We start from the raw sequence: 12,510 nt of genomic DNA, 5'->3' as shown, positions 1-12,510 counted from the left end.
GGCGATGGCGCGCGCCGTGCTGTCGAAGCCTAAGCTGCTGTTGCTCGACGAACCGTCGATGGGTCTCTCGCCGATCATGGTCGAGAAAATCTTCGAGGTCGTGAGGGAGATTTCGAAGGAGGGCATCACGGTGCTGCTGGTGGAGCAGAACGCGCGGCTCGCGCTGCAGGCAGCGGACCGTGGCTATGTGATGGACTCCGGCGCGGTCACGATGTCGGGCAACGCGAAGGATATGCTCGACGATCCGAAGGTGCGCGCAGCCTATCTCGGTGAGTGAACGGAGTGAGCTTTGACATCGTCGGCCGATGACACCGGCAAGCCGAATGGCGTGAAGCACAGTACCGGCGACTACTGCTGTGGGCGGCGTAGCCGATGACGTGAACCCTCTACTGCAAGCCACGCGACGTGTTCTGGTGCACCGTCGACACCGGTAGGGTCACGGGCCACAGTTACAGTTGCATCAAAGGTAACGAACATTGCACAGCGGAATCGCGTGAATTTTGATCGTCAACAGCTCGAGACATTTTCTATTCTCGTAGAAACTCGGCACTTTGGCCGTTCGGCTCAGGTGCTGAACGTTAGCCGCGGTGCCGTCTCCCAGCGAATCATGTCCTTGGAAGAAGCCTTTGGGACGCCACTTTTGGTACGTGACGGCGTTACGCCGACTCCAGCGGGCGAGATGCTTCTTCACCACATCCAGGCGCTTAAGCTGTTGGAGGCGGACACGTTACAACGAATAAAGCCCGATGCCAGTAGTCGACCGAAGGCCGGTACCAAATCGCAACCGCTGATGCCGCCACCAGCGTATCGAGCAATACCGGCAACGCGCGCGACCAGATGGGCCGGAAGGTGGAACATGGACCGAACGTTTGCGGTTGCATCGGACATCGCGCGCAAAATGGAACTCGCCGATCCCAAAGCCGTCGCGACCAACGCGACAACAATATCGCGCGTTGCGCGCGTCGTGCCGCCCGGAAGGCTGTGGGTGAGCAAAACCGGCACGACTTGTAGCGGGACTGTGACATTGAACCCGTGCAGCGCTGACATTGCCGTAAGCGGTGTGGCATAGTGCGGGCATTGTTGCAACGATGAGGGAGTGATGGCTACGCTAGAGGACATCAAAGCAAAGATTGCCAAGCTGCAGGCCGAAGCCGATGCGATCGTTAGGAAGCAGTCATCCGCTGTTTCCAAGATCAGCGAGCTGATGGAAAAGCACGGCCTCACGTTGGCAGACCTCCAAGCGCATCTTGTGGCCAGCAGACGTAGTGGCAACGCAATAAAGCAAAACGCGTTCGGTAGGCCATCCAGCGCTGCAAAATATCTTGATCCAAAGACCGGGGCGACTTGGACCGGCCGCGGTCGTGCGCCGGGCTGGATTGTTAATGCAAAGGATCGAAGCAATTTCCTGATTGACGGCAGGGCACAGCTGCCAACGCGGAACGCCGCGAGCGGAGGTCGAAAGGGGAACTACGTTCGCGGTCCGCAGGCGCCGAAGTATCGCGATCCGGCAACTGGTGCGACGTGGAGCGGACGTGGCCGTGCTCCGGCGTGGCTTGCCGACGCCAAGGATCGAACCGAATTCCTGATCAGCGGGAATGGAAACGGAGCGCGAAGGGTGACAACCGAGAAGAAGGTCGCGGTGAAGAGACGAGTCGTCAAGCAAGGGGCGACGAAGAAAGCGGCGCCGAAGACCAACGCTGCCAAGAAGGTGGACGCCGCTACTGATGCGTCCAATTGAGCAGTTGCGGCGGTGATCGGAAGGTCGGTTCGTCGCCGCTGCAGGGAGTGTCAGAATTTCCGTGCTGCCTAGGCGTTCTACGGCCATCGTGTGGACGACCACAGAGCGCCACCGGGAATTTTTCGCCGGCCGCCTCGTTCCGTTCCATTCCGTTCCAGCCTCGCATTTCAATCGACGTCGCCGTGCGTGGACGTTGTTCTGCACAGCCCGTCGATGTAGTCAGCCCACGCCTGCATGACACGGCGCCGGTCATCGTCGAATGTCGTTCCGTCGTACGCCTTCTGTACGTCGCCTCGTTTCGCGTGCGCGAGTTGCGCTTCGAGAACATCGATGTCGATGCCGAGTCGCTCGCGGCCGACGGTTCGCAGCATGCCGCGAAATCCATGCGCGGCGTGCTTTCCTTGAAATCCCATGTCGCGTCGGGCCTTGCTTAACGCGTCTCGGTGCAAGTGCGGCGTCTTCTGGCGGGCCGGGGACGGAAACACGTAGTCTCCGCGGCCCGTAAGCGACTGCAATTCGCGGAGCAACACAACCGCTTGCCTCGGTAAGGGCACGATATGATCGTGACGCATCTTCATCCGAACGGCGGGGACATGCCACTCAGCGGACTCGAGGTTGATTTCATCCCACGGTGCAGCGGCGATCACGCCGGGGCGTAAGCCGGTGAGCATGGTCAGCTTCAGAGCAGCCCGCGTGACGGGCGACTTGTATGTGTTGATGGCTTGCACGAGCGGGACGATCTCAGCAGGCTTCGTGATCGCCGGGATGTGACCTTTGTTGTGCCGCGGGATGACACCGCGTAGCGACAACGGGACGCCGTCCTCTCGCAGACTGTGGTGGATCGCGTAAGTAACGATGCCGCCCACGTATTGGCGCGCTTTGGTCGCGAGATTGGGAGCATGCGCCGCTATTCCTTCTAGCACCGGGGTATGACCTCCAATGTCGCGAGCGTGGAGATCGGCTTGTTGCGGAGCGGAGGGACTAGGTATTGCCGGGTGACAAACTCGGCTTTGCGGTACGTCTCGTCGGCCCACTCATTGCGTTTAAATGCGAGCCATTTTTCTGCGACCAGATGGAACGCGCCTTCGGCAGCACGTTTGCGCGCAGCGGATTAGGCCCGGCGATGCTCGGCCGGATCAGTACCTTCGCGGACAAGGCTGCGCGCGATCGCGGCAGACTTGTGCGCTTCGACGAGCGGAACCTCAGGGTAGGAGCCAAGGCTGAGAAAGTTTCCTTTCCAGTACCCGGCCGGCGGTAGCGGAGCAGCCACGTCTTACTTCCGTCCAGCCAGACGCGTAGAGCGAGCCCATTCCCATCGGCGAGCAGATAGGGGGCGCTCGCGCGGTTTGGCGACACGAAACGCCACTTCGGACTTCGGTTCGACGCGTTTAGGCATGGCTTGGCACCTCGATTCCGCGTATACGCAAAAATCGTCGATGTCACCGGTACACGTCGGTCATCCGCGGAAACAAAAAACCCCCGTAAGACCTTGATCTTACGAGGTTTCTCGGACTACTGCGGCTTACGCCAGAACATCTGATGGTGCCCAGGAGAGGGCTCGAATAAATCATTTAGGTCATTGATATGAACCCGTTCGACGAAATTGCCGTGGAAGAGGCGGCGCGTCTGAAGGAAGCGGGCGTGGCCACGGAAGTGGATCAGCATCTTCGCTGAAAACGCGGCCAAGCTTTACCGGTTCTAGGGCGACGTTGGGAGGTCGCGTCCGCTGCGTGAAGGATTACGTTCTTTGCCGGGCAGCCTGGATCACGCTTTCCTGCCCGGGACGGTTAGGTCCCGCTTCCTCGCCGAACCACCGCGACAAATTCTTGGCGAAACGCGTTAAAAAGCTGACTGATCCGTTCAGCCGTATCGCCGCCGAAAATCCGTGTGCGGCTTGCCATCATGTGCGTCAGTATTGGGGGCGACGGATCGTCCGGCGCAATGACCGCGAGGATCTGATCGTGCACGTTCGGCGTGACGATACCTGCCACGTCGCGGCCGAGGAGGGCCGCACCGCCGATACCAGGATCGTGCTCGTGCTGTTCGATCAGGTCGAAGGCGTCATCGGCATACAGCCTCTCGAGATTTCCGGCCTCGCCATACCATGCCAGCAGGAAAAGTAGATCGGTTGCGTCCTTGCGATCGACCGCATGACGATCTTTCCAGGCGATGATCTTGAGCATTGCCTGCGCGGGAAGGGAAGCGACAGGCACCACGAGATCGTCATCCATGCGTACCCGCACTGAGACCTGTAGCGCTTGTTCGAAGCCGGCGACGTTCATGCGGATAGCCTGATCGGGCGGCCAGGCGATTTCGCCGCTAACGTCTGCGATGCCCCCAAACGGGACGATATCGAGCCAGGTTCTGGCGCCGGTCTCGGGGGCCTCGTAGTGCAGCCGGTGGGTTGCAGTGCCTCGCTGCTCGAAGTGGCCGGACGTGAGCAGCGCCGTTCGCAGTGTTTCATGGCCGGCCCAGCTTTCGATGGAAATACCGATATCGACGTCAGCCGTCGCCCGTGTCGGTTCGATATCGTGGACGTGCGTCAGCACGATGTCGCGTGCGCTCGCCCCACCGACAAACCACTGGATGCTCTTTTGGGAAGCAGCGGCAGCCACTTCCCGCAGAAGGGCCACCATTTCGGCAGGAAACGGGCGATGGGGGCGAGGCTCAAGCGGGGAGATATTGTTCACGCACTAACCGGGCTGTTTCGAGATTGCGCGAGTCGCCGCTCGCCACGAGATCAGCGTAGACGAGCAGGGGCGGCACGATGTTTTTTGGAAGTCCGGCCGCGAACTGAAGCTCTATCGGGGACCTCAGGAATTCAATGTTGCCGTCACGATCAGCCCGCAGGTGAGCTTTCGCGATCCACTCCCTCGGTACCTCGCTGGCACAGTATACGGTGAATGTGGCTGGTTTCAGGTATCGCGTAAGGATCGCTGCTGCCGGTTCGCCACCAAACTGGCAACGGTCGGGAAACTCGGGAACGCTTCTCCACCAGTCGGGGATGTCGGTGCGGAAGCGGCCGAGCTGAAGCGATCCACGTAGCAGTGTCGGGTACAACGTGGTCCATTCATCGATGAGCCGTGCTGTGTCGACGAATTGCATAGCGCGCCCGCCGGGCTGCTCGATGAGATCGCGCCGATCCAGCATGCCGTGAACGGCGTTCTGGACGGTTCCGTGGCTGACGCCGGCAACCTGTGCGATATCCCGGTAGGTTTTTTCCAGCAGTGGAGGGACCGCGAGCAGGGCGAGTGCGACGCGCAATGTCGATTTGGTCCAGGTCCGGCTACGTGCCGGCAGGTCGTTGTCCGGGCGTGGGCGCCCGGACACGAGAATGACGCTATCGCCTAGAAGAAGACTGGCGTTGCCGGCCAGGTCGAGCGCATCAACCTGCATGTCGCGGCACGCATTGATCATATTAGGGGACAAATACGATGTCACTAGCAGCAGCCGGGCACCGTCGCCCGGCGCAACCTGTGCGCGGACAGCGGCCACGCTGCTGTAGCGGTCAATGGTTCGCTTGACATGCGCGAGGCGTTTGTAGCGACGGGTGCCGACATGGAACTCCAGTACTGCATCCGCACCGGACCGGGGTGGCGCCTTACGCAGGTGGACGGAAACGCCGGTTGCATCGCCGAACGCGATGATGGCAGCTTCCAGTAGAGGAGGCAGATCGTGATCGACCGGATGCATGGCAAGGCCGCGGTTGTCCAATTTTCCTAATTGTACACGCAACGTGGACAGTATGAAAATTTGGATGCAGCTGGGTCTGTCCGAAAATGAGGATCGTCCACGGAACGTGTACAGGAGAAATTTTTGGACCAAAGACTTATTCTACCAACCAGGCGCTAAAAGGCGCTGCCTGCCGGCAGCGTCAGTCCCTCGCGACAAGCCATGTCCGGATTTTGTCGAGCATCGAGGGGCTTTGGCTAGGGCCGGGCTGCTCGGACTTCGCGGACGGTGAAAAGCATGGTGAGTACATCGCTCGACGTTGGCTTATCGCGAAACGCGAGCACGTTTCAGTCGCCCTGAAACGCAAAAAGCCCGCAAGCGGGCTTTATCACGAACAAACATCCAGTCAATAGCTCTGGATCTACTTCCTTGGTGCCCAGGAGAGGACTCGAACCTCCACGATGTTGCCACCGCTAGGACCTGAACCTAGTGCGTCTACCAATTCCGCCACCTGGGCAGGTGTGCGTTGTGCAGCAAAGATCGCCATTATATGGGCCCTGAAATTGCTGTCAAGCGCTTTATCGCGCCTGGTCGCAACTTGCCGGTCGGTCCTGGGAATACCGCCCCATTACGACCGCAACGCCTGCGCGAAGCCACCCGGCTCCCTGCCGCGGCCCGCCGGCTGCCCGGTGCCACGATCCACAGTGTTAGAATCGCCCGCATTGCCATGATGTCTCATACCCCGGAACAAGAACAAACCACCGACACGCGTCCCTTGAGCAAATACCCGTACCCGATCCCGAGCCGCGAAGAGATTCTCGGCGTGCTGCGCACCAGCGACACGCCGCTCACAGCGAACGACATTGCCGAGACGCTTTCGATCAAGCGCCAGGAGCGCGAAGGCTTCTTCAAGCGCCTGGGCGCAATGGAACGCGACGGCCAGATCCGCCTCGACAAGCGCGGTTACTACCAGCTGACTCATCCGTCGAATTTTGTCGCCGGCCGCGTACAGGGTCATCGTGACGGCTACGGCTTCGTCGTGCGCGATGACGGCCAGGACGATCTGTTCCTGCCCAACGCGGAAATGCAGAAGGTCATGCATAACGATCGCGTACTCGCGCGCGTCATCGGCTACGATCGGCGCGGGCGGCCGGAAGGGCACATCGTCGAGGTCACCGACCGCGCCAACAAGCGTGTGATCGGCAGACTGCTGAGCGAAAACGGCGCGCTGATCGTCGCCCCCGAGGACAAGCGGATCGGTCACGACATTCTGATTACGCAAAGCACGAAAAAAGCGAAGGTCGGGCAGGTCGTGGTGGTCGAGCTGACCGATTTCCCCAGCCGGCATTCGCAACCGCTCGGCCGCGTGTCCGAGATACTCGGCGACATAGACGACCCGGGCATGGAAATCGAAATCGCAGTGCGCAAGTACGGCGTACCGCACGAGTTCAATCCGCAGGCCGTCGCCGAAGCCGCGAAGCTGCCCGACGAAGTCAGGCCGGCCGATCTGCGCCATCGCGTGGACTTGCGCGATGTGCCGCTCGTGACGATCGATGGCGAAGATGCGCGGGACTTCGACGATGCCGTCTACTGCGAACCGATGAAAGTCGGCCGCGGCGATGGCTTTCGCCTGATCGTGGCGATTGCGGATGTCTCGCACTACGTCCAGCCCGAGACGGCGCTCGATGCCGATGCCATCGAACGCAGCACGTCGGTCTATTTCCCGCGGCGCGTGATCCCGATGCTGCCCGAGAAGCTGTCGAACGGTCTTTGCTCGCTGAACCCGCAGGTGGACCGGTGCGTGCTCGTGTGCGACATGGTCATCACGGGCAGGGGAGAGATCAAGGCCTATCAGTTCTATCCGGCCGTCATGCACTCGGCCGCGCGCCTGACCTACACCGAAGTTGCCGCGATACTCGCCAACACGAAAGGTCCCGAGGCCGCACGGCGCAGCACACTGGTGCCGCAGTTGCAGAACCTCTACGGCGTATTCAAATCCCTGCTTGCCGCGCGCCAAAAGCGCGGGGCGATCGATTTCGATACGACGGAAACCTATATCGTCTGCAATGCGCAAGGCAAGATCGAGCAGATTTTGCCGCGTCAGCGAAACGACGCTCACAAGCTCATCGAAGAGTGCATGTTGGCGGCGAATGTTTGTGCCGCCGACTTTTTGAAGCGCAACAAGCATCCGGGGCTTTACCGCGTTCACGCAGGTCCGACCGCGGAAAAGCTCGAAAACCTGCGGACCTTCCTGCGTGGCATGGGGCTCTCGCTCGGGGGCGGCGAGACGCCGCATGCGAGCGATTACGCGGCGCTCATGGCACAGATCCGCGACCGGCCCGACGCACAGATGCTGCAAACGATGCTGCTGCGCTCGATGCAGCAGGCCGTCTACAGCCCCGATAACATCGGGCACTTCGGTCTGGCCTACGAGGCCTACGCGCATTTCACGAGCCCGATTCGACGCTATCCCGATCTGCTCACGCATCGCGCGATCTATGCCATTCTGGCGGGCCGTAAATATCGGCCGCAGCCGCCGCTCGGCGTCACGCTGAATACGGCGCTCTCGGCGAAAGCGCGGGCGTTGCAGCAAGCTGACGAATCTGCGCCGCGCAACAACGGTGGGCCGAATACGGCAATCTGGGAAGAACTCGGTTTGCACTGCTCGTCCAACGAGCGGCGTGCCGACGAAGCTTCGCGCGACGTCGAGACTTGGCTCAAGTGCTACTTCATGCGCGACAAGCTCGGCGAGGAATACGGTGGGATGGTGAGCGGCGTGACGTCGTTCGGCATCTTCGTGCAACTCGACGCGCTCTTCATCGAAGGGCTCGTGCATGTGACCGAGCTCGGCGCGGACTACTTCCAATACGACGAGATCAAGAACGAGCTGCGCGGCGAGCGCACCGGTATTCGCTATCGATTGTCCGATCGCGTGCGCGTGCAAGTAAGCCGTGTCGATCTCGATGCCCGCAAGATCGACTTCCGGCTCGTGCGCGATACGGTGACGAAGACCGCGGTCGTACAACAGCGTGCGGCGCAGGCAGAGCGAGCGGCCGCGGAGCCGGCCGGCCCGCGCGTGCGCACCGTTCCAAATGGCGAGTCGACGGCGCGCAAGAAGGCCGCGCCGGGCAAGACGCCGGCTGTGAACGAGGCGCGAGCCGCACGCGCGCAAGCAGCCAGGAAACGTGGCGCTGCGACGAAGCCTGCTTCGAAATCGCGCGTGCGCAAGAAGTAACCGCGGTAGCTGCCGGTGCGGCGCGCACCGGCTTACCGTCCACGCATGTCGGACGCTTCGGTGCCGGGCATCCCATCGCCGCATGTCAGCATGTCCGCATGCCCGTGATAGCGAGCGGCTTTTATCGGCTGCTCGCATCGCATACTCACACGATTTTTCGATTCAGCTATGGCACGTCTCAAGGTTCTCTACGGGTTTCACGCGGTGACGGCGCGCTTGCGTCACGACGCATCGACAGTCGAGGAAGTGTTTTACGATGCAACGCGGCGTGACCGTCGGATGCAGGATTTCCTGCACACGGCGAAGGAAGCGGGCGTCCGGTTGATCGCGGCTGACGAGACACGTCTTTGGGGCCTTGCGCATACCGAGCGCCACCAAGGCGTCGTCGCGCGTGCAAGCGACTTGCCGCTCGCCCAAAATCTCGCCGAGCTGCTCGATGGGATTCAAGGGCCGGCACTGTTGCTCGTGCTCGACGGCGTGACGGATCCCCACAATCTAGGCGCATGCCTTCGCGTGGCCGATGCGGCCGGTGCGCACGCTGTCATCGCGCCGCGCGACCGCGCGGTCGGGCTGAACGCGACGGCGGCCAAGGTCGCGAGCGGGGCGGCCGACACAGTGCCCTACATCACGGTGACCAACCTCGCACGCGCATTGCGCGAGCTCAAGGATGCCGGCGTATGGGTGGTCGGCACCTCGGGCGACGCGTCCGCAAGCCTTTACGGCACGAAACTCGACGGGCCCGTGGCGCTCGTCATGGGCGCGGAGGGTGAGGGGATGCGGCGCCTCACGCGCGAAACCTGCGACGAAGTCATGCAGATTCCGATGGCTGGGACGGTGGAGAGCCTCAATGTCTCCGTGGCGAGCGGTGTCTGTTTGTTCGAAGCGGTGAGACAGCGGACCGCCAAGCCCTGACATCGTCAAACGGCACGCCACCGGAGCCACCGCATGCGGCAGCGTTGGCGTGCGGATGCCTTATCAGCGCTCGATCTGCTGATTCCAGCGCTTATCCCATTCCGGACGGCGCGCATTGATCGAATCCCAATCGACGACGGTGACCTTGCTCAGCAGGCTCTCGACGTTCCCGAGGCTCTTTTGCATCGATGCCGGCATCGTAGCCAACCGGTTGGTCGGAATCTGCTTGCCCGCCTCAGCCGCTTTTTCCTGCGCGGGCTTCGACAGCAGGAACTGCGCAAGCTTCTGCGCGAGTTGCGGATCGGGGTTGTGCTTGACGACGCACACATCGACGAGCAGCAGCACCGGCCCTTCCTTGGGCGAAACGTAGGCCACGGGCAAGCCCTTGTCCTGCAGATCGGCCACGGCGGTCGGCGTCAGCGGAAAGAGGCCAGCCTCGCCCGTTTGCACCATCTCCGAAATCTTCGCCGAATTCGGGACGTACTCGACGACGTTGGGCCCGACGGTATTGGGCCATTTCGTAAACCCCGGTTCGACGTTTTTCTCGCTGCCGCCCCAGAGGCGATTGAGCGCGAGAAAGCCGTGCAGCCCGAATGTGCTGCTCGATTCCGACTGGAACACCACCTTGCCCTTGTATTTCGGATCGGCGAAATCGAGCCACGAGTTGGGTGCGGACCATCCTTTCTGCGTAAACAGCTTCGTGTTGTACGCGATGCCGGTCATGCCGAGCTGCACCCCCGCGCCGACATCGTCTTTCATTCGCGCAAACGGATAGAGCTCCTTGAGCACGGGCGAATCGTCGAGCTTTTCGCACAGCCCCATGCTGACGGCTCGCGCCATGACACCGTCGTCGAGAAAGGCGACATGAATCTGCGGCTTATCGCGATTGGCGAGCAGCTTCGCGAGAATGTCGGACGAAGTGCCGGGCACGACAACCACCTTCGCATTATTGGCCTGCTCGAACATCGGCAGGACCTGGCTCGTATAGGCCTTTTCCATCGGCCCGCCATTCATGCCGATGTACAGCGTTTTCGATTGAGCGTGAACGGCTGTCGCGGCAGCGGCGACGCATAGAGTGACGGCAACGGACGACAAGATCGACGACGGTTTCACGACGGGTCTCCTCATGACGAAGTAATGCTGGGCAGCGAAGCTGCAGCGGGAACGAATCGGTCGACATCGAACGCGGCAAGCGGCGTTGCGGTTGCGCCGGAGATCACGAGCTCGGCAAGCACTTCGCCGACGCCCGGGGCAAGCAAAAAGCCGCCGCCGGAAAAACCGAATGCATGTAACAGGCGCGGTACCCGGCGACTCGCGCCGATGATCGGGTTGTGATCGGGCGTGCATCCTTCGACGCCGCTCCATGAGCGGATCAAAAGCGCTTCGCGCAGCATCGGCAGCAATGCGCAGGCATCGCGCATGACCGTGCGCGTGGTGTCGGAGGAAGGCTGTGCATATTGACCGTCGCCATAACCGCGCCCGCCTCCAATGATGCAGTTGCCGCGCGCGACTTGGCGTGCGTAGATGCCGCCACCGTAGACGCCGAGGTTGTGCGTGATGAATTGCGGTAGCGGCTCCGTCACCCACATGTTCGGGTAGATCGGCTGCATCGGGACTGCGTCGCCGAAGCGTTGCGCGATCGTATTGGCCCACGCGCCGGCGGCATTGATGAGCCAATCCGCGCTGAATCGCCGGCCGTTTGCCGACAATTGAAAACGCGCGGCGTCATATGTCGCATCGTCGAGCGGGGTCAGCTCGAGTACGTCGGCGCCCGCGCGGCGTGCCGCCTGCGCAAACGCCGGGGACACGAGCCTCGGATTGGCGTGCCCGTCGGTCTCGCAGAGCGATCCGCCGATCGCGGCTGAGCCGAGCCACGGATAACGCGTGCGAAACGCGCGGCCTGCGATGAGCTCGAGGTGCAGTCCATGCTCGGCGGCCATGTGCGCGTACTCGGCGAGTCCCGCCAGGTCGGCCTCGCTGCGAGCGAGCCGCAGATGGCCCGACACCACGAACTCGCCATCGATACCGATCGATTCGGGCAAACGCCGCCAGACCTCGCGCGCGCGCATCGCAAGCGGCAATTGCTCGGCGGGGCGGCCTTGGCACCGTACGCCGCCGTAATTGACACCGCTGGCCTGAGCGCCGCAGTAGCGGCGCTCGAACAGCACGACGCGCAAGCCGGCCCGTGCGAGCGCGAGTGCCGCCGAAGCCCCGACGAGCCCGCCGCCCGCTATCGCCACGTCGTAGTGATGGAGCTCACTCATCGCGCGCATGCTCCGGAATGGCGGCAAGCGCATCGTCCCCGAGTGCGGCTGCGAGCGGAATCGGCTTGACGGGAGCCTGCGCCCGCAAGCGTCCCACGGTTTGCATCGAACAATCGGTCTCGGCGGCGATCAGCGCGAGTGCTGCTTCACCGCACATGCGCCCTTGGCAGCGCCCCATACCGACCCGCGTCAGCGCCTTCAGACGATTGATCTCCTTGGCCTCACCGGCGCGCACGCAGCGTCGCAGCGTTCCCGCGTCGATCTGCTCGCAACGGCACACGATCGTGCCATCGGGCCACGATGCGGCACGGCCAAAAGGCGGCGGGAACGCGGCTTCCAATCCCGAGCGAAAGACGGCGATCCTCTTCATTGCACGTTCGAGCGATGCCGCTTCTTCACGATGCGCATCGGGCGAGGCTTCGCACTGCAAATCCTCGAGTACCGCGAGCGCGGCGCGCCGGCCGGCAAGTTCCGCGGCATCGGCTCCCGCTATGCCCGCACCGTCGCCCGCGAGATAGATCCCCGCAATGGAACTGCGTCCTGCCGCATCGCGCTCGGGCAGCCAGCACTGCGTGGTGTCGTCGAAGCGGAAGCGGCAACCCGCAATGTCGGCCAGTTGGGTTTCGGGACGCAGGCCGAAGCCGAGCGCGAGTGCATCGCACCGGATTGTTTCGACGATAGCCTCGTCG

General features: G+C 62.2%; 10 protein-coding genes, 1 tRNA gene and 4 pseudogenes. 6 read left to right on the top strand and 9 right to left on the bottom strand.

Annotation, left to right across the window (positions count from 1 at the left end; genetic code table 11):
- Together VGL01_RS09035 and VGL01_RS09025 are read left to right on the top strand one after the other, a co-directional pair.
- Nucleotides 1-277 (top strand): annotated as a pseudogene (locus tag VGL01_RS09035) (ABC transporter ATP-binding protein); the annotation flags it as partial.
- Between the two features lie 216 nt (nucleotides 278-493).
- Nucleotides 494-667 (top strand): annotated as a pseudogene (locus tag VGL01_RS09025) (LysR family transcriptional regulator); the annotation flags it as partial.
- 20 nt (nucleotides 668-687) lie between these two features.
- Here VGL01_RS09025 and VGL01_RS09020 read toward each other — a convergent pair.
- Complete coding sequence (locus VGL01_RS09020) at nucleotides 688-1,047, bottom strand: hypothetical protein (RefSeq protein ID WP_331568513.1); 360 nt, start codon at nucleotides 1,045-1,047, stop codon at nucleotides 688-690.
- Nucleotides 1,048-1,099: 52 nt separating this feature from the next.
- Here VGL01_RS09020 and VGL01_RS09015 point away from each other — a divergent pair, with 52 nt between their 5' ends.
- A complete protein-coding gene (locus VGL01_RS09015) occupies nucleotides 1,100-1,738 on the top strand; it encodes an H-NS family nucleoid-associated regulatory protein (RefSeq protein WP_331568510.1) in 639 nt (212 codons plus the stop codon).
- Between the two features lie 167 nt (nucleotides 1,739-1,905).
- Here VGL01_RS09015 and VGL01_RS09010 read toward each other — a convergent pair whose 3' ends face one another.
- On the bottom strand, nucleotides 1,906-2,661 hold the full coding sequence (locus VGL01_RS09010) for a site-specific integrase (protein WP_331568509.1): 756 nt from the start codon (nucleotides 2,659-2,661) through the stop codon (nucleotides 1,906-1,908).
- Between the two features lie 188 nt (nucleotides 2,662-2,849).
- Nucleotides 2,850-3,094, bottom strand: a pseudogene (locus VGL01_RS09005) (Arm DNA-binding domain-containing protein).
- 228 nt (nucleotides 3,095-3,322) lie between these two features.
- Here VGL01_RS09005 and VGL01_RS09000 point away from each other — a divergent pair.
- A pseudogene (locus VGL01_RS09000) lies at nucleotides 3,323-3,394 on the top strand (electron transfer flavoprotein subunit beta/FixA family protein); the annotation flags it as partial.
- Between the two features lie 131 nt (nucleotides 3,395-3,525).
- Here VGL01_RS09000 and VGL01_RS08995 read toward each other — a convergent pair.
- From VGL01_RS08995 to VGL01_RS08985, 3 genes are all read right to left on the bottom strand, one after another.
- Complete coding sequence (locus tag VGL01_RS08995) at nucleotides 3,526-4,374, bottom strand: nucleotidyl transferase AbiEii/AbiGii toxin family protein (protein WP_331568508.1); 849 nt, start codon at nucleotides 4,372-4,374, stop codon at nucleotides 3,526-3,528.
- A 31-nt stretch (nucleotides 4,375-4,405) separates the two neighbouring features.
- Nucleotides 4,406-5,431: a type IV toxin-antitoxin system AbiEi family antitoxin gene (locus tag VGL01_RS08990; protein ID WP_331568512.1), complete on the bottom strand. Its 1,026-nt coding sequence runs from the start codon at nucleotides 5,429-5,431 to the stop codon at nucleotides 4,406-4,408.
- A 409-nt stretch (nucleotides 5,432-5,840) separates the two neighbouring features.
- A tRNA-Leu gene (locus VGL01_RS08985) sits at nucleotides 5,841-5,927 on the bottom strand.
- A gap of 258 nt (nucleotides 5,928-6,185) precedes the next feature.
- On the opposite strand from VGL01_RS08985, the gene rnr reads away from it, so the two are divergent.
- Together rnr and rlmB are read left to right on the top strand one after the other, a co-directional pair.
- The gene (rnr, locus tag VGL01_RS08980; protein ID WP_414720204.1) at nucleotides 6,186-8,645 is read left to right on the top strand and encodes a ribonuclease R; all 2,460 of its coding nucleotides are present in this window, start codon (nucleotides 6,186-6,188) and stop codon (nucleotides 8,643-8,645) included.
- Nucleotides 8,646-8,813: 168 nt separating this feature from the next.
- Nucleotides 8,814-9,557, top strand: a complete 744-nt coding sequence (rlmB, locus tag VGL01_RS08975) for a 23S rRNA (guanosine(2251)-2'-O)-methyltransferase RlmB (protein WP_331568507.1) — start codon at nucleotides 8,814-8,816, stop codon at nucleotides 9,555-9,557.
- Between the two features lie 63 nt (nucleotides 9,558-9,620).
- Here rlmB and VGL01_RS08970 read toward each other — a convergent pair whose 3' ends face one another.
- The 3 genes from VGL01_RS08970 to VGL01_RS08960 form a co-directional block, all read right to left on the bottom strand.
- On the bottom strand, nucleotides 9,621-10,685 hold the full coding sequence (locus VGL01_RS08970) for an ABC transporter substrate-binding protein (protein WP_331568506.1): 1,065 nt from the start codon (nucleotides 10,683-10,685) through the stop codon (nucleotides 9,621-9,623).
- Entirely contained in the window at nucleotides 10,682-11,821 is a 1,140-nt protein-coding gene (locus VGL01_RS08965; protein WP_331568505.1) for an FAD-binding oxidoreductase, read from the bottom strand. The genes VGL01_RS08970 and VGL01_RS08965 overlap by 4 nt, the downstream gene beginning before the upstream one ends.
- Nucleotides 11,814-12,510: (2Fe-2S)-binding protein (locus tag VGL01_RS08960; protein WP_331568504.1), on the bottom strand; the 697-nt coding region annotated here is incomplete at its 5' end. The genes VGL01_RS08960 and VGL01_RS08965, both read right to left, overlap by 8 nt.

This window comes from Trinickia sp. (genome assembly GCF_036503415.1).
Lineage (GTDB): Bacteria > Pseudomonadota > Gammaproteobacteria > Burkholderiales > Burkholderiaceae > Trinickia.
The sequence above is the reverse complement of the archived record's forward strand: the minus strand, read 5'-3'. Positions and strand labels throughout refer to the sequence as shown.